General features: G+C 70.0%; 15 protein-coding genes. 6 read left to right on the forward strand and 9 right to left on the reverse strand.

What is annotated here, in order from left to right; all coding sequences use genetic code 11:
* Positions 1–8: 8 nt before the first annotated feature.
* Together OG219_RS02620 and OG219_RS02625 are read right to left on the reverse strand one after the other, a co-directional pair.
* Positions 9–488: a carboxymuconolactone decarboxylase family protein gene (locus OG219_RS02620; RefSeq protein ID WP_266835973.1), complete on the reverse strand. Its 480-nt coding sequence runs from the start codon at positions 486–488 to the stop codon at positions 9–11.
* 11 nt (positions 489–499) lie between these two features.
* The gene (locus OG219_RS02625; protein ID WP_266822416.1) at positions 500–1,576 is read right to left on the reverse strand and encodes a dihydrodipicolinate reductase; all 1,077 of its coding nucleotides are present in this window, start codon (positions 1,574–1,576) and stop codon (positions 500–502) included.
* Between the two features lie 283 nt (positions 1,577–1,859).
* Between OG219_RS02625 and OG219_RS02630 the strand changes: the two genes are divergently transcribed.
* Positions 1,860–3,908 (forward strand): SpoIIE family protein phosphatase, encoded by a 2,049-nt coding sequence (locus OG219_RS02630; RefSeq protein WP_266822418.1) that lies wholly within the window; start codon positions 1,860–1,862, stop codon positions 3,906–3,908.
* A gap of 22 nt (positions 3,909–3,930) precedes the next feature.
* Here OG219_RS02630 and OG219_RS02635 read toward each other — a convergent pair whose 3' ends face one another.
* Together OG219_RS02635 and OG219_RS02640 are read right to left on the reverse strand one after the other, a co-directional pair.
* Complete coding sequence (locus OG219_RS02635; protein ID WP_266822420.1) at positions 3,931–4,935, reverse strand: GlxA family transcriptional regulator; 1,005 nt, start codon at positions 4,933–4,935, stop codon at positions 3,931–3,933.
* Positions 4,923–5,570 (reverse strand): HD domain-containing protein, encoded by a 648-nt coding sequence (locus OG219_RS02640; RefSeq protein WP_266822422.1) that lies wholly within the window; start codon positions 5,568–5,570, stop codon positions 4,923–4,925. Before OG219_RS02640 ends, OG219_RS02635 begins: the two co-directional genes overlap by 13 nt.
* Positions 5,571–5,874: 304 nt before the next feature.
* Between OG219_RS02640 and OG219_RS02645 the strand changes: the two genes are divergently transcribed.
* The 4 genes from OG219_RS02645 to OG219_RS02660 all read left to right on the forward strand — a co-directional run bounded on the left by OG219_RS02645 (position 5,875) and on the right by OG219_RS02660 (position 9,757).
* The gene (locus tag OG219_RS02645) at positions 5,875–7,026 is read left to right on the forward strand and encodes a S1 family peptidase (RefSeq protein WP_266822424.1); all 1,152 of its coding nucleotides are present in this window, start codon (positions 5,875–5,877) and stop codon (positions 7,024–7,026) included.
* Between the two features lie 67 nt (positions 7,027–7,093).
* On the forward strand, positions 7,094–8,593 hold the full coding sequence (locus OG219_RS02650) for a metallophosphoesterase (protein ID WP_266822426.1): 1,500 nt from the start codon (positions 7,094–7,096) through the stop codon (positions 8,591–8,593).
* Between the two features lie 79 nt (positions 8,594–8,672).
* The gene (locus OG219_RS02655; RefSeq protein WP_266822428.1) at positions 8,673–9,038 is read left to right on the forward strand and encodes a cupin domain-containing protein; all 366 of its coding nucleotides are present in this window, start codon (positions 8,673–8,675) and stop codon (positions 9,036–9,038) included.
* A gap of 98 nt (positions 9,039–9,136) precedes the next feature.
* Positions 9,137–9,757, forward strand: coding sequence for an L-threonylcarbamoyladenylate synthase (locus tag OG219_RS02660; RefSeq protein WP_266822430.1), 621 nt, complete (start codon positions 9,137–9,139; stop codon positions 9,755–9,757).
* Positions 9,758–9,796: 39 nt separating this feature from the next.
* Here the strand turns inward: OG219_RS02660 and OG219_RS02665 are convergent, their stop codons facing one another.
* The 4 genes from OG219_RS02665 to OG219_RS02680 form a co-directional block, all read right to left on the reverse strand.
* Positions 9,797–10,108 (reverse strand): hypothetical protein, encoded by a 312-nt coding sequence (locus OG219_RS02665; protein ID WP_266822432.1) that lies wholly within the window; start codon positions 10,106–10,108, stop codon positions 9,797–9,799.
* Positions 10,105–10,296, reverse strand: a complete 192-nt coding sequence (locus OG219_RS02670; protein ID WP_266822434.1) for a hypothetical protein — start codon at positions 10,294–10,296, stop codon at positions 10,105–10,107. The genes OG219_RS02665 and OG219_RS02670 overlap by 4 nt, the downstream gene beginning before the upstream one ends.
* A 96-nt stretch (positions 10,297–10,392) precedes the next feature.
* Positions 10,393–11,103, reverse strand: a complete 711-nt coding sequence (locus tag OG219_RS02675; RefSeq protein WP_266822436.1) for an AAA family ATPase — start codon at positions 11,101–11,103, stop codon at positions 10,393–10,395.
* A gap of 79 nt (positions 11,104–11,182) precedes the next feature.
* The gene (locus tag OG219_RS02680; protein ID WP_266822438.1) at positions 11,183–11,419 is read right to left on the reverse strand and encodes a DUF6296 family protein; all 237 of its coding nucleotides are present in this window, start codon (positions 11,417–11,419) and stop codon (positions 11,183–11,185) included.
* 180 nt (positions 11,420–11,599) lie between these two features.
* Here OG219_RS02680 and OG219_RS02685 point away from each other — a divergent pair, with 180 nt between their 5' ends.
* The gene (locus OG219_RS02685) at positions 11,600–14,341 is read left to right on the forward strand and encodes a SpoIIE family protein phosphatase/ATP-binding protein (protein WP_266822440.1); all 2,742 of its coding nucleotides are present in this window, start codon (positions 11,600–11,602) and stop codon (positions 14,339–14,341) included.
* Here OG219_RS02685 and OG219_RS02690 read toward each other — a convergent pair.
* The gene (locus tag OG219_RS02690) at positions 14,332–15,951 is read right to left on the reverse strand and encodes an MFS transporter (protein WP_266822442.1); all 1,620 of its coding nucleotides are present in this window, start codon (positions 15,949–15,951) and stop codon (positions 14,332–14,334) included. The genes OG219_RS02685 and OG219_RS02690 overlap by 10 nt on opposite strands.
* Positions 15,952–16,130 lie beyond the last annotated feature (179 nt).

The raw sequence follows: 16,130 nt of genomic DNA on the forward strand, positions 1-16,130 counted from the left end.
AATCCGGTTCAGTGCGTGGGCAGCACGCACACGGCGTCGAGGCCGAGCACATGGTTGAGCCGGCCGAACGCCAGCCAGGAACCGATGCTCATGCTCAGCTCCACGATCTCGCGCTGGCTGTAGAGCGCGGTCATCCGCGTCCAGAACTCGTCGTCGAGACCGTGGTGGTCCAGGGCGTACCGCTCGGCGTACTCCGCGGCCAGTCTGGTGCGGTCGTCGAAAGCGTCAGTGGTACGCCACTGGGTCACAGCCTCCGGGAACTCCTCCTCGACCTTCTGGCCCTCCCGTTCGGTCCGCCAGTCCAGGCAGAACAGGCAGCCGTTGATCTGCGCGATGCGCAGGCGCGCGGCCTCGAACTCGCGCAGTCCCAGGGTGGTGTGCTCGTACACGGACAGCGAGAAGTTCGCGGCGGCCATCCCGATGCCGGGCACCAACTCGCCCCACACGTACCCGATCGGCTCCTGGCCCTCGGGGATGTCGATCTGCATGGTCATAGGGGTCACTTCCTTCCGAGTCGGCCGACTGCGGGAAGCAGCGGGACGTCGAGCGCGTCGTAGAGTCCGGGTTCCGCGTCCACGAGCCAGTCGATGGCGCCCACCAGTCGGCCGACCGCGGTGGCGTTCCCGCCGGCGGACCGGTTCTCGCCCTCGTCGGTGGCCTCGACGGTGACCTCGATGCGGGGGCTGCCCTCGATGATGACGCGGTGTGCTCCGTCGCCACCGTCGGGAGGTGTCGGCCAGTCCGGTGCGCAGGAGGCGTGGATGCGGGTGATGTGCTCGATGACGATGCGGGGTTCGCCCCCGACGATCCCCTGCACCTCGAAGCGCACCGCGCCCTGGGTGCCTGCCTCGAACTCCCCCATCGTGCGGGTGCTCACCGTCGCTTCGAGGGCTCGGCGCTCCAAGGTCTCGCGGATGTCGTCGAGTTCGACGCCGAGGGCCCTGGCCATCAGCCGTATCTGCCCGCCCCACACCATGGTCGGGATCGACGGCGCGAGCATCAGCGGCTCGTAGTCCATCGGGTGGCCCATGCCGATCAGGTGGCGGACGGAGTCCTCCTGCTCGTACGTGGAGTAGTCGAAGATCTCCTGGCAGCGGATGGCGTCGAGCGTGGTGCCGAGTCCGCTGATCAGCAGGGGCAGTACGTCGTTGCCCCAGCCCGGGTCGACGCCGGAGACGAACAGTGAGCCTCCTCCGTCCGCGATGGCGCCGAGCACCGGATCGCGGAACTCGGGCGGGGCGTTGCGCTGGTCGTAGAGCGGGTACAGCGCGGGGGTGACGACCACGGCGCCGGCGCGGATCGCCCTGCCGATGTCGTCGAGCGCCTCGTCGGGCCGGATGTCGCCGGTCGCCGCGTATACGACGGCTCCGGGGCCGGCGGCCAGTACGGCATCGATGTCGTCGGTCGCCGTGACCCCCAGTCCGTGGTCGAGCCCGCCGAGTTCGCCCGCGTCGCGGCCGACCTTCTCGGGGTTGTGGACGAGTACTGCAGCGAGTTTCAGCGCCGGGTGGGCGTCGACGGCGCGGATGGCCGCGCGGCCCACGTTGCCGGTGCCCCAGACCACCGTGGAAATCATGCGGCGGAGAGTAACCAGCGGACCTCGAGGTTCATAGAGCCGTGACTGGTGAAAATGTCTGATGGACCCCGGCCCGCCGAGGAACGGTTTCGGCGGGCCCGCGCCGTCACCCGTTCGGTGGCATGTGCGGAACGGCGGACATCTGCGCCGGGGCCCGCCACCTGCGGTTCATGGACGGGTTCCCCGGGCAGGTGTTGCTCTCCGGGGCGTGGTGTGACGTAATCGGAGATCCCGCAGGACGGATCTTGGCGGTGCCGGTGCCGCGCCGGAAGGAGCGGCTGGAATGCACGGGTATACGACCTGGAACGACGACGACGAGGTCACCGCGGCGCCGGGTGGGCTGCTCGACCTGTTGCAGGTCGCGGCCGTGGTGGTGGACAGCGACGGGTGCATCGGGTTGTGGAGCCCCGAGGCCGAACAACTGCTCGGGTACCGGGCGGAGGAGGCCCTCGGCCGACGCACCGACGAGCTCCTGGTGTCACCCGACAACCTGCAGCGGGCGCGCGAGCTGTTCGGGCAGGTACGTTCGGGAGCGCGATGGGCCGGGGTCTTCCCCATGCAGCACAAGGACGGCACCGAACGCCCCGTGGAGTTCCGCACCATGCGACTGCACGACAGCAACGGGCGAATCCACATTCTGAGCCTGGTCACGGACGCCACCACCGTACGGCGCGTCGAGCGGGACCTCGCCCTCTCCCACAGCCTCGTGCAGCAGACCCCGGTGGGCATCGCGGTCTTCGACAACGACCTGCGCTGGGTGGGCGTCAATCCGGCGCTGGAGCGGATCAACGGACTTCCCGAGGACACGGTCCTGGGGCACCGGCTGGCCGAGATGATGCCGGATCTCGACGCGGAGGTCATCGAGTCACGCATGCGCCTGGTCCTGGCCAGCGGCAAACCCCTGCTGGACCAGATGACCGTCGGCAGGACGCCGCGGGACACCGAGGACCGTGCGTACTCGGAGTCGTACCACCGCATCGAGGACGCGGAGGGCCGTGTCCTGGGCCTCGCGATGTCCATCATCGACGTCTCCGAGCGGCAGCAGGCGGCTGCCGAGATCTCCCAGGCGCGCGAGCACCTGTCCGTGATCGCGGACGCCGGTGCCCGCATCGGCACCACACTCGATCTTCAGCAGACCGCCCGGGAACTGGCCGACGTGGCCGTACCCCAGCTGGCGGACCTGGCCGCGGTCGACGTACTCGAAGCCGTGGTCGCGCACGGCACCACCACGGCGGTCACCGGAGACGCCCAGGCCGAGTTCCGGGCGCTGGCCGTGGCGGCCGGGTACCTCACCGACGCCATCCACGCCGCGGACCCGGTCGGCGAACTGGCCACCTACAGCTCGACGCGGATCATCACCCAGTGCGTCCGGGAAGCCAGGCCGATCCTGGTGGAACGTGTGGACTCCGCCACGATGCGGCGCATCGCCAGGGACTCCCACGCCGCACAGACCCTGCGGGTGGCCGGCGTCCACTCCTACCTGGCCGTCCCGTTGGTGGCACGCGGCGAAGTGCTGGGCACGCTCAGTCTGTACCGCACCATCAACACCCGTCCGTTCGACGAACAGGACCGCATCCTCGCCTCCGAACTCGCCGCACGCGCGGCGATCTGCGTCGACAACGCCCGGCTCTACGGACGCGAACGCACCGCCGCCCTGACCCTGCAGCGCAGCCTGCTCCCGCGCACCCCCGTGGACCACGAAGGCCTCGACATCGCCGTCCGCTATCTGCCGGCCCTGAGCGAGGTCGGCGGGGACTGGTACGACGTACTGCCCCTGAGCCGGGGACGGACCGGCCTGATCGTGGGCGACGTGATGGGCAAGGGCGTCCAAGCGGCCGCGATCATGGGGCAGTTGAGTACCGCCACCCGCGCCCTCGCTCGGCTCGACCCCTCTCCCGCCGAATTGCTGGGCCACCTCGACGACATCGCGGGTTCGCTCGGTGACGCCATCGCCACCTGTGTCTACGCGGTGTGCGACCCCGGTCGCGGCACGTGCGAGCTGTCCAGCGCCGGCCACCTCCCGCCGGTCCTGATCCGCCCCGACGGCAGCGCGGACCTGCTCGACATCCCCGGCGGCGTGCCCCTCGGCGTCGGCGGCGTGCCCTTCGGCACCATGGAGGTGGAGCTGCCGCCGGGCTCCCTGCTCGCCCTGTACACCGACGGTCTGATCGAGAACCGCACGGAACCCATCGACACCGGCCTGGACACCATGACCCGCCTCCTCCAGAGCACACGGCAATCCCTGGAGCGGACCAGCGACATGCTGCTCGGCTCGCTGCGCCCCGAACCCGACGACGATGTCGCGCTACTGCTGGCCCGCACACACGCCTGACGGCCGGAGGGCAGCAGACCGGTCACCCGTCCACCGCCCTGCCCGTCGTACGGAAACGCGCCCGGTACGCCGTCGGTGAGACGCCCAGCGCCTGCTGGAAGGCACGGCGCATCGACTCCGCCGAGCCGAAGCCCGCCTCCTCGGCCACCGCGTCGACGGTGTCGCTGCCGGATTCCAGGAGTGCCCGCGCGGCTTCGAGGCGGACCGACTCGACGTACTGGCCGACTGTCATCCCGGTCTGCGCGCGGAAGAGTCTGCTGAGGTGGCGGGTGCTGACTCCGGCGCCGCGGGCCAGCGCGTCCAGGTCGCGGGCGGCGGCGGGGTCGGCTCCCACGAGGTTCATGACGCGGCGGACGACCAGGTGGGTGGCGTCCCGTGGGGTCAGGCGGGCGCTGAACTGGGACTGTCCGCCGGGGCGTGCCATGAAGACGACGAGTTCGCGGGCGACGTCGCGGGCCAGGTCGGGGCCGTGGTCCTCCTCGACGAGGGCCAGGGCGAGGTCGATTCCCGAGGTGACGCCGGCGGAGGTGATGACCTTGCCGTCCCGTACGAACAGCGGATCGGTCTCGACGGTCACCTTGGGATAGGCGGCGGCCAGCTCCTGTGCGAGCTGCCAATGGGTCGCTGCCCGGCGGTCGTCGAGCGCTCCGACCTCCGCCAGCAGGAAGGCGCCGGCGCACACGGAGGCGACCCTCTTGGCGCGGCCTGCCAGGTCGGCCGCTGCGGCGACCAGGCCGTCGTCGGCGACCACGTGCCGCCACTCGCGTCTGCCCGGCACGAGCAACGTGCCCAGCCGCCCGGGGACTTCGTCCCAGCTGCCGTCGACGCCGATGCGCACGTTCGCGGAGGTGCGGATGTCGGCGCCGGTGACGGACACCAGGCGCACGTCGTAGCGGGCTCCGTAGGCGTTGGCCGTCGTCAGGACCTCCACCGGGCCGGTGACGTCCAGCAGTTGTACGCCGTCGAAGGCCAGCACCGCGACGACGTGAGCCGCGGCGCCGAAGTCGCGGGAGGTCACTCGGGCCATGGAGAGTCCAGGATGGTGCGGACGAAGTCGCCCCGCTCGAAGCCGGGTACGTAGTGCTCCAGTACGTCCGCCTTGACGTTGCCGAACGTGGTCTCCGGCTTGGGGCGGATGCCGTCGGTGAAGGCGCCGAGGATCTGCTTCTTGAAGTCGGGCCGGGGGTGCAGGGCGACGATGCGCGAGCGGTCGGCGGCGGAGATGTCGTCGTAGCCGATGCCCAGTACGTCGTATTCGACGCCCGCCGTCACCAGGGCCACCTCCGGTTCCATGAACTCCGGGACACCGGGCGTGGTGTGCAGGGCGATCGCCGTCCACACCCGGCGGATGCTGTCCTCGGGCACCTCGCGTGCGCGCAGGAAGCGGCGCGCCTCGTCCGCACCGTCCACCTCGAAGCGGCGTCCGCTGGAGTGGAAGCGTTCGGACAGTCCGAGGTCGTGGAACATCGCGCCGATGTAGAGGAGTTCGGGGTCGAAGCTCAGGTCGCGGTTGCGGCCCTGCACGGCGCCGAACAGGTACACACGGCGCGAGTGGTGGTAGACGAGGTCGCTCGTGGTGTCCCTGACCAGTTCGGTCGCCTCCCTCGCGAGCTTGGTGTCCGGCACGCTCACCCCGGTGACCGGGTTCGAATCGGTGGTCATCGCGTTCACCCGCACTTCTTGGTCATTGCCGTCACCGGACCGTCCGGCGACGGATTCCAGCCTCGTCGGACCGGTGGCTCGGTGCCATGGCCGTAGGGACATACAACCCACAGATACGGACACCCGCACCCGCAGATCGTGGACGGCCCCCGCCGCCCCGGACGGCCTCGGGGGAACAATCGGCGCGATTGGCATGGACCTGCCCATGATCAGCGGCTAGCGTCATCGGCGCACAACCGTGAGAGCGCTCTCACCCTGCCCTTCCGCTCCTACCCCACGACCGGAACGACGAAAGGCAACTCCCTTGAGACGCACAACAGTTCTGCGATCCTGTCTGTCCGCGGCCCTGCTGCTGAGCACCGTGGCCGCGGGTGTCAGCACCCAGGCGTCCGCCGCCGACTCCCCCACCGCCGCGGACCGCGCCCCGGCATCCTCGGCCCTGATCACCGCCATGCAGCAAGACCTGGGCCTGACCAAGGCCCAGGCCACCGACCGGCTCAAGGCCGAGGCGACGGCCCGCACCGTCGAGCGAGCTGCCGAGCGTGCCGCCGGCGCCTCCTACGGCGGGTCGTGGTTCGAGGCGGAGAGCGGGAAGCTCACCGTCGCGATCACCGACGACGCACGGAGGAAAGCCGTCGAGGCCACCGGCGCCCGGGTCACTCTCGTCGAGCACAGCGAGCGCCGGCTCGACGCCGCCATGGCGCGGATCGACAAGCTGGACGCACCCTCCGGTGTCAGCGGCTGGCACGTCGACCCCAAGAGCAGCTCGGTCGTCGTCGGCGTGGTCGCCGAACAGAAGGATGACAACGATGTCCAGGCCTTCGTGGCCCGGGCCCGCCAGGCCGGTCCGGTGACACTCGACGTGACGGAGCAGGCGCCGCGCACGCTCGCCGCCGGCACCGTGGGCGGGGACCCGTACTACACGGGCAACGTCCGCTGCTCCATCGGCTTCTCCGTGTACGGCGGATTCGTCACCGCCGGACACTGCGGACAGCCCAGCGCCGGTGTCAGGGGCTGGGACGGCAGCTACATCGGCAACTTCCAGGGTTCCTCTTTCCCCGACAACGACTACGCCTGGGTCAACGTCGGCAGCGGCTGGTGGACCGTGCCCGTCGTCCTGGGCTGGGGAACCGTCTCCGACCAGCTCGTCCGCGGCTCGGGAGAGGCTCCCATCGGCGCGTCCATCTGCCGTTCGGGCTCGACCACGCACTGGCACTGCGGCACGGTGCTCGCCAAGAACGAGACCGTCAACTACAGCCAGGGCGCCGTCCGCCAGATGACGAAGACGAACGTCTGCGCCGAACCCGGCGACTCCGGCGGCTCGTTCATCAGCGGTGACCAGGCGCAGGGCGTCACGTCCGGCGGCTGGGGCAACTGCAGCAGCGGCGGCGAGACCTGGTATCAGCCCATCAACGAGATCCTCAGCCGCTACGGGCTCACCCTCCACACCGCCTGATCCACAGGCGAGCGGCGTTCCGGCACGCGCCATGTGCCGGAACGCCGCGGGTTGTTACGGTTCACCGATGTCCGACTCATCGCGCGACACCGCCGAGGGGGCCGGCTGGGGAGCCCCAGAACCCGGCGACTACAAAGAGCTGATGCCGCGCCGGGTGGAGAAGCTCTCGTGGCTCAATCCGAGGACGCTGTGGCCCGCACGCAACGGCGTGCTGGCCTCCTGGTTCGGCGACCCCACGGGAGATACCCGCAGCCGCTGGGTGGAGCAGCGGAAGGCGGCCGGGGCGCCCGCGGACGCGGTGGTCCGGCGCGATGATCCGGACCACTTCTCCTTCATGGTCATCGGCGACACCGGTGAGGGCGACGACCCTCAATACGCCGTGGTCCCGGGCTTTCTGAAGGTCGGTCAGGACACGAGGTTCGCCGTCCTCGCCAGTGACGTGGTCTACCCGGTCGGCAGCGCCGACGACTACGGCACGAAGTTCTACCGCCCGTACCGGGACTACCAGGCGCCCGTCTACGCGATACCCGGCAACCACGACTGGTACGAGGACCTCCAGGGTTTCATGCGCGAGTTCTGCGACGCCCCGCCGCCGACACCGCGAGCCGTGCCGCGCAAGCTGTCGCGAGCGTGGCTGCGGTCGCTGCTGTGGCACACCCCGCGCCCGCCCGACGAACAACGCCTCGCCGAGGCACGGCAGATGCGCTCCGCTCCCGCCCAACAGGCCGTCCAGCCGGGCCCGTACTGGGCCATCGACGCCGGACCGGTGCGCATCATAGGGATCGACACCGGACTCCTGGGGACGATCGACGCCGAGCAGGGCCGGTGGCTGCGGGAGGTCTCCAAGGGAGCCGTTCCCAAAATCCTCGTCACCGGCTCCCCCCTGTACGTGGACGCCAAGCACCACCCGTGCCGCATCGAGGACGGCGGCACCGTCGACGACATCGTGCGCGATCCCGCGCATCACTATGTCGCCGCGATAGGGGGCGACATCCACAACTACCAGCGCTATCCGGTACGGGTGGACGGCCGCACCATCCAGTACGTGGTCGCGGGCGGCGGCGGGGCGTTCATGCACGCCACCCACACCATTCCCCCTGTCTCCGTCGCCCAGGTCGGCGAAGACGACTTCCGCTGCTACCCGCTGCGCGGTGACTCCCTCGCCTTCTACAGCAGGCTCTACGGACGCCGCCTCCACCTGCGCCGCTTCTTCACGCTCACCGAGGCCCAGGCCAGGGCCGTCATCGCCAAACGTCTCGGCATTCCCCCGACCCGGAGCCAGGCCGAGCCCGCCCCGGTCACCCTGCGCACCCGCCTCGTCGCCGGCCTGCTGGGCGCCGGACGCCGACCCGGCCCCGCCTCGCGCTTCCGCCTCCCGGTGCGCAAGGCCTACACCCAGCTCTTCTCGCCCGGATCGGCGACGTACAGCCCGCCCTTCTTCAAGTGCTTCCTGCGTCTCGACGTCACCCCGGCCTCGATCCGCTTGCGCTGCTTCTCTGCGACGGGGAACCGGGAACAGGAAGTCGATCCGCCCGTCGAGGACGAGGTGACCATTCCCCTCCTCTGACGCGCGTTCCCCCGGTTGGCGGTCCCAGGTGGACAGGCAGACGATGGAGTGGAGGGGGTCCGATCTGAAGGGAGCCGTCATGATCGAGGTCAAGACGGTCGACAAGCCTGATGAGCGACGCGATTTCCCTCGTGGCCACCTCGAAGCCGTCCACCTCACCGGGCTCGACTTCGCCGTGGGCACCTTCGAGCCGGGTTGGCGCTGGTCCGAGTCCGTGGCTCCCATCGCGGGAACCGAGAGCTGCGAGGTCCATCACAACGGCTATGTCGTCCAGGGGCGGATGCACATCCGCATGGATGACGGTGGCGAGAGCGAGGTCGGACCCGGCGACGTGTTCGTCGTCCCGCCCGGACACGACGCATGGGTCGTGGGAGACGAACAGGCCGTGGTCTACGACTTCGCCGGAGGCATGGCAAGGGAGTACGCGAAGGCGTCGGACGCATAGCCCGGCCCGCACCGGGAGCGACGCCCACCCGAGGAGAGAGCGAGGCACACCTGGGGAGGCGGTCGGAAACGCCGCCTCCGCGGCCCTAAGCTCGGCCCATGGCCAAGTACTTTGACGTGCACCCGGAGAACCCGCAGCCGCGCACCATCAGCCAGACGGCGGACATCATCCGCGGCGGAGGTCTCGTCGCCTACCCCACGGACTCCTGCTTCGCGCTCGGATGCCAGCTGGGCAACCGCGACGGACTCGACCGCATCCGCACGATCCGCCGGCTCGACGACCGCCACCACTTCACGCTGATGTGCCAGGACTTCGCGCAGCTGGGCCATTTCGTGCACCTGGACAACACGGTGTTCCGGGCGATCAAGGCGTCCACGCCCGGCAGTTACACCTTCATCCTCCCGGCGTCGAAGGAGGCTCCGCGCAGGCTGCTGCACCCGAAGAAGAAGACCGTCGGCGTCAGGATTCCCGACCATGTCGCCGCCCAGGCACTCCTCGCCGAACTCGGCGAGCCGCTGCTGTCGAGCACCCTGCTCCTGCCCGACGAGGACAAGCCCCTGACCCAGGGCTGGGAGATCAAGGAAGAACTCGATCACGTGGTGGACGCCGTCCTCGACTCCGGCGACTGCGGCACGGAGCCGACGACCGTCATCGACTTCTCCAGTGGGGAAGCCGAGATCGTACGCCGGGGAGCCGGAGATCCTTCGCGGTTCGAGTAGTCCGGCCTCAGGGTCGGCGGCCGCGCATGCCGCGGGAGGTCACAGGTCGAGGACCGCACGGAGTGCGTTGTCGACGAGCTCTTGCTGATCGGGGCCGATGTTGCCGTGCGCTGTCCCCGTCTCGAATCGGGACGCAGACAGCTGAACCAGGTTGACGGCGACGACCGATGCGTCCACCGGGGAGGCGAGTCGCACGCTCATCGCGGTGTCGGGGTGCACGGCCGGAGCATGCAGCACGAGCGCGACCACTGCCCCGTACGCGTCGGCGAGCCCGTCGAGGCTGACGACCAGCACGGTGCGGGTGCCCTTGCCGGTGTCCACGTCCCACACGTCGCCCTTGCGGATCGTCACAGGGCGTCGCCCTCGCCGTCGAGGTCGAGAGCCTGTGCACCGAGGGCGACGAGCTTGCGGGCGGCGTCGAGCGTCATCTGGCGGCGCACCGCCTGCACGATGTAGGCGTTCAGCGAGGGTGCGTCGGCGGCGGCGGCGCGCAACGCGTGGTCCATGGTGTCGGGGATCCGCACGGTGACTACACTCATGCAGCCAAATGTAGTGGCAGGGGTGTAGTCACCGCCAGTGCCATCGAGCTGCACCCTGTCGCTGTGCACCGGTCGGGCGGCAGGCGAGATGGCCGCCTACGGCTCGACGATGTGGCGCAGATAGGCGTCCGGGTCGGCGAGGTAGCGGCGCCAGTGGTCCACGACGCCGAGCTCCCGCCAGGAGACCCTGCGCATGCCGTGTTCGCCGACCTCGACGATGTCCGCGCCCGGCAGGGCGGTCAGGAGTGGGGAGTGGGTGGCGCAGATGACCTGGCCGCCCTCCTTGGTCAACCGGTCGATGTGCCCGATGAGTTCGAGACAGGAGGAGAACGAGAGCGCCGCTTCCGGCTCGTCCAGGACATAGAGCCCGGCTTGGAGGAATTTTCCGCGGAACGCGGCGAGAAAGCCTTCGCCGTGACTGACCGAGTCCGGCGAGAAGCCCTCCCTGCCCAGGGCGTCGAGAGCGGTCTCGGCCCGCAGGAAGAAGCCCTTGCGGGCCGACCAGTTGGTGGCCATACGGCGCCCGCGCGGAGCCGCGTCGAACTTCATCCGCTCGCCGAGCACCGACTTGCCGCGCGCGGAGGCGTAGCGCCAGTCGTGCGAGCCACCGTATGAATCCAGGCCGAACGCCTCCGCCAGCGCCTCGACCAGGGTCGACTTCCCCGAGCCGTTCTCACCGACCAGAAAGGTCACCGGCGCGGTGAAGCGCAGCCCCTCGTCGAGCAGTTGGCGTACGCAGGGCACCGACCACGGCCAGGCGTCCTGATCGTACGAGGGGAGGTGGGCATACGCACGTTCGACAATCACTGGGCCAGTGTCACCCACACGACGTGCCCGCCGAGGCGAAGCGTCGCGTCTCCCGAGAGAAGTCCAAGGGCGCGATCGCTCAGGGAAGCGGTTCGGCGGAGGGGGCCGTCGGCGCCTGGTAGGCACCGCTGGCCAGCATCCGCACCTCCCCCGCCGGGCTGATCTCGGCGCGAAGGATGCCGGTGGGATCGCAGTACACGGGGTTTCCGCCCGGCCCCACGGTGTCGGTCCGTTCGACGATCACCTCATCCGTCGTCGCGCCCGTACCTGATCGCCGGTGGGTGAAGGACAGCCGGTAACGGTCCGTGGTTTCCATGACGACCTCCAGCGCTTGAGGCGGGCCCGAGGGACAAATGACGATAAATAGACCCACCTCCATGATGCGACCGGACCATGCCGGCCGCGGGGCTCCCCGGTCCCGGCGTGCGCCCCGGGCCCCTGTCGCAGCGTGTGACGCCCCTCGCCTCCGGGCGCCGGGCAGTGTAGACATATGCACATGGTCCGACTAATGGGTCGATCCTGGGCTCAGTCGACCCGGACACCCCACAGACCGCCCGGTCAGCGGGGGCCGGACGAGGGCGGATCGCGGCGAAGACGGTTCGGGAAGCTGCGGTCGGCGTTGAGCGGGCGCAGTGTCGCCGGTCAGGTGTTCGTGCTGCAAGTGGTCATCGTGCTGCTGCTGGTCGTGTCCGCGGTGGTGGCGCTGGTGCTGCAGGTACGGCATGACAGCACGCTGGAGGCCCACAACCGCTCGCTCGCCGTCGCCGAGACGTTCGCGAACGCGCCCGGCACCGTCGCGGCGCTGCGCTCCCCCGACCCCACCGCTCTGCTCCAGCCGAAGGCCGAAGCCGCGCGCAAGGCGGCGGAGGTGGACTTCATCGTCGTCATGAACACCGACGGGATCCGCTACACCCACCGCTACCCGGACCGGATCGGCAAGAAGTTCGTCGGGGACATCTCCCCCGGACTGGCCGGCCGCTCCATCACCGAGGAGATCACCGGAACCATCGGGCCGCTGGTGCAGGCCGTGGTGCCCGTCAAGGCCCCCGACGGAACGGTCGTGGGCCTGGTGTCGGCCGGCATCACGACGGCGAACGTGGGCGGTGTCGCGGACCGGCAGCTGCCGCTCCTGCTGGCCGCCGCGGGCGCCGCGCTCGCCCTGGCCACGGCGGGGACGGCGCTCGTGAGCAGACGTCTGCTGCGCCAGACCCGGGGCCTCGGCCCGTACGAGATGACCCGGATGTACGAGCACCATGACGCGGTGCTGCACGCCGTCCGTGAGGGCGTGATCATCATCAGCGGCGAGGGACGGCTGCTGCTCGCCAACGACGAGGCACACCGCCTGCTCGATCTACCCAAGGACGCCGAGGGACGGCTCGTCCGCGAACTCGGCCTCGACTCGGACATCGCCGATCTGCTGGACTCGGGACGGGTCGCCACGGACGAGGTGCATCTGGTCGGCGACCGGCTGCTGGCGGTCAACCAGCGGGCGACGGAGCTCCAGGGCGGCCCGTCCGGCAGCGTCGCGACGCTGCGCGACTCGACCGAGCTGCGGGCGCTGTCCGGCAGGGCGGAGGTGGCACGAGAGCGGCTCAAACTGCTGTACGACGCGGGGGTGGGCGTCGGCACGAGCCTGGACGTGACCCGCACCGCCGAGGAACTGGCGGAGGTGGCCGTACCGCGGTTCGCGGACTTCGTCACCGTGGATCTGGCCGAGGCCGTGCTGAGCGGCGAGGAGCCGGAAACGGTCGGCCGACTGCGCCGCACGGCGTCCAGCGGAATCCGCGCGGACGCCCCGCTCTACCCGGTGGGCGAGCAGATCACCCTCGTCGCCACCTCACCGCAGGCCCGCAGCATCAGCACCGGCGAGTCCTTGGTCGAGCCCGACCTCAGCAAGGCCACCGGGTGGCTCGCCCAGGATCTGGAGCGATCCGCGAAGGTCGTGGAGTACGGAATCCACTCGCTGATCACCGTCCCGCTGCGCGTGGGCCCGCTGGTGATGGGCGTGGCCAACTTCTGGCGTTCCGAGAAGCCTGAGCCCTTCGACGTGGAGGAACTGACCCTCGCCGAGGAACTGGTCGCCCGTGCCGCGGTGTCCATCGACAACGCACGCCGCTACACGCGCGAGCACACCATGGCCGTGACACTGCAGCGCAGCCTGCTGCCACGCAACCTGCCCGAGCAGACCGCCCTGGACATCGCCTACCGCTATCTCCCCGCGCAGGCGGGGGTGGGCGGCGACTGGTTCGACGTACTGCCGCTGTCCGGTGCCCGGGTCGCCGTCGTCGTGGGCGATGTCGTCGGGCACGGACTGCATGCCGCGGCCACCATGGGACGGCTGCGCACCGCCGTGCACAACTTCTCGTCGCTGGACCTGCCGCCCGACGAACTGCTCGGGCTCCTCGACGAACTGGTGGGCCGCCTCGACCAGGACGAGGAGGAAAGCGGCGCCGCCGTCACCGGTGCCACCTGCCTGTACGCGATCTACGACCCGACCTCCCGGACATGCACCGTCGCCCGGGCCGGCCACCCGCCGCCGGCGCTGGTCCGCCCCGACGGACACGTCGAGTTCCCCGAGGTGCCCGCCGGTCCGCCGCTCGGCCTCGGGGGCCTCCCGTTCGAGACGGTCGATCTCGTCCTTGAGGAGGGCAGCCGGCTCGTTCTCTACACGGACGGGCTCGTCGAGGACCGGGAACGGGACATCGACGTCGGGCTCGAAATGCTGCGCACCGCCCTCACCGGGGCCGACCGGTCACCGGAGGACACCTGCCGGGCCGTTCTGGACTCACTGCTGCCGGCCCGCCCGAGCGACGACATCGCGCTGATCGTGGCGCGCACGCACGCGCTGGGGCCCGACCGGATCGCCGACTGGCAGGTGGCGTCCGACCCGGCGGCCGTCGGTGAGGTACGCGCCTCGGTCACCCGGCAGCTGGCCCAGTGGGGACTGGACGACATGGCCTTCGCCACGGAGCTGATCCTCAGCGAGCTGGTCACCAACGCGATCCGGTACGGAAACGGCCCGATCGAGGTGCGTGTGCTGCGCGACCGCAGCCTCATCTGCGAGGTCTTCGACGGCAGCAGCACCTCGCCCCATCTGCGCTACGCGGCCACCACGGACGAGGGCGGACGCGGTCTGTTCCTCGTCGCACAGCTCGCCGAACGCTGGGGTACCCGCTACACGCCCGCGGGCAAGGTGATCTGGGCCGAGCAGCCGCTGCCCCCCGACGCTCAGCCCTGAGGTGGGCGGCCCTCGCGCGCGTCCGCGTCGGCCACGTTCACCGCGGCGTCCTCGGGCTCGGACTGCGCCAGCGGCATGGCACCGCCGCCCTGGAGGCGCTTCAGGTCGTCGGGGCGCACCTGGATGACGATCAGGGCGATCAGGGCGGCCACGACGGCGAAGATGGCGGCGACGATGAACGAGCTCGAAATGCCGGAGGCGAGCACCTGATCGCTCCAGGGCGCCGGGAGCTGGCCCGTCCTGCGGAACTCGAGCTGCTGGGCCGGGGTGGCCTCCGCCATGAACTTGGCGACCTGGTCGGTGGCCTCGTTGCGGCTGGCCGTACCGAAGACGGTGACGAGCACGGACAGGCCGAGCGACCCGCCCACCTGCTGGGTGGCGTTGAGGATCCCGGACGCCGCTCCCGCTTCCTGGGACTCCACCCCCGACACCGCCATGAGCGTCAGTGACACGAACTGCAGACCCATGCCGAAGCCGAAGACCAGCATGGGGCCGAGAATGCTGCCCAGGTACGTGCTGTCGACATCGGTCAGCGTCAGCCAGCCGAGTCCCACGGCGGCCAGGATCGCGCCCACCGCCATGAAGGGCTTGGGACCCCACTTGGGCAGCAACTGCGAGGCGAATCCCGCGCCGATCGCGATGATCACGCTCACCGGCAGGAAGGCCAGACCGGCACGCAGCGGGCTGAAGCCGAGGATGTTCTGCACGAACAGGGTCAGGAAGAAGAACATGCCGAACATCGCCGCGGCCAGGCTCAGCATCATCGCGTAGACGCCCGCGCGGTTGCGGTCGCGGAACATCCACAGGGGGGTGATGGGCTGCCTCGACCGTTGCTCGATGAGGATGAAGAGAGCAAGGAACACGACCGCCGCCGCGAAGGCCGCGACGGTCACGGTGTCGCTCCAGCCCTCCTCCGAGGCACGGATGAAGCCGTAGACGAGCAGCACCATGCCGAGGGTGGAGGTGAGCGCGCCGAGGATGTCGAAGTGGCCCGGGTGACGCTCGGATTCGCGGATGTAGCGCGGGGTCGCGGCCACGATCAGCAGTCCGATGGGCACGTTGACGAAGAGGACCCAGCGCCAGTCGAGCCATTCCACGAGCAGTCCGCCCGCGAGCAGCCCGATCGCGCTGCCGCCCGCGGAGACGGCCGCGAAGACTCCGAACGCCCTGTTGCGCTCGGGCCCTTCACGGAACGTCGTGGTGATCAGCGACAGCGCCGTGGGGGAAGCGATGGCGCCGCCGACGCCCTGCAGCGCGCGTGCCGCGAGCAACTGCCAGGATTCCTGGGAGAGTCCGCCGAGCAGTGAGGCGAACACGAAGAGCAGAACGCCGAAGATGAAGACCCTGCGCCGGCCGAGGATGTCGCCCAGGCGGCCGCCGAGCAGAAGCAGCCCGCCGAAGGTCAGCGTGTAGGCGTTGATCACCCAGGAGAGGTTCTCGGTCGAGAAACCGAGCGAGGTCTGGATGTGCGGCAGGGCGATGTTCACGATGGTGATGTCGAGGACCACCATCAGCTGGCACGAGGCGATGACGAGGAGTGCGATACCGCTGCCTCGGCCCCGCTCCGGGGATTCGGCAGGCTCTGAGGGTGTCGTCTGAGCGCCTGTCATGGGATTGCCCTGCGTCTCAGGTCATCAGAAGTGAACGTGGGCGTTCACTCCATCGACGTTAATCCCGTGGGACCGACCCCACCAATCGATCACCGGCGGCACCTGGGAGGCGGCCCGCGCACGGCGCTGAGATGCGGGGATCCGGCTCCACGGCAAGACTGAGTCAGTGGGGGCACATC

Origin of the sequence: Streptomyces sp. NBC_00038, assembly GCF_026343635.1 — a bacterium.
Taxonomy (GTDB): Bacteria; Actinomycetota; Actinomycetes; order Streptomycetales; family Streptomycetaceae; genus Streptomyces.

What these genes read in the sequence shown, in the direction of transcription:
- OG219_RS02620 (WP_266835973.1), bottom strand. Translation starts at nt 488, where the DNA reads ATGCAGATCGACATCCCCGAGGGCCAGGAGCCGATCGGGTACGTGTGG.
- OG219_RS02625 (WP_266822416.1), bottom strand. Translation starts at nt 1,576, where the DNA reads ATGATTTCCACGGTGGTCTGGGGCACCGGCAACGTGGGCCGCGCGGCC.
- OG219_RS02630 (WP_266822418.1), top strand. Translation starts at nt 1,860, where the DNA reads ATGCACGGGTATACGACCTGGAACGACGACGACGAGGTCACCGCGGCG.
- OG219_RS02635 (WP_266822420.1), bottom strand. Translation starts at nt 4,935, where the DNA reads ATGGCCCGAGTGACCTCCCGCGACTTCGGCGCCGCGGCTCACGTCGTC.
- OG219_RS02640 (WP_266822422.1), bottom strand. Translation starts at nt 5,570, where the DNA reads ATGACCACCGATTCGAACCCGGTCACCGGGGTGAGCGTGCCGGACACC.
- OG219_RS02650 (WP_266822426.1), top strand. Translation starts at nt 7,094, where the DNA reads ATGTCCGACTCATCGCGCGACACCGCCGAGGGGGCCGGCTGGGGAGCC.
- OG219_RS02655 (WP_266822428.1), top strand. Translation starts at nt 8,673, where the DNA reads ATGATCGAGGTCAAGACGGTCGACAAGCCTGATGAGCGACGCGATTTC.
- OG219_RS02660 (WP_266822430.1), top strand. Translation starts at nt 9,137, where the DNA reads ATGGCCAAGTACTTTGACGTGCACCCGGAGAACCCGCAGCCGCGCACC.
- OG219_RS02670 (WP_266822434.1), bottom strand. Translation starts at nt 10,296, where the DNA reads ATGAGTGTAGTCACCGTGCGGATCCCCGACACCATGGACCACGCGTTG.
- OG219_RS02680 (WP_266822438.1), bottom strand. Translation starts at nt 11,419, where the DNA reads ATGGAAACCACGGACCGTTACCGGCTGTCCTTCACCCACCGGCGATCA.
- OG219_RS02685 (WP_266822440.1), top strand. Translation starts at nt 11,600, where the DNA reads ATGGTCCGACTAATGGGTCGATCCTGGGCTCAGTCGACCCGGACACCC.
- OG219_RS02690 (WP_266822442.1), bottom strand. Translation starts at nt 15,951, where the DNA reads ATGACAGGCGCTCAGACGACACCCTCAGAGCCTGCCGAATCCCCGGAG.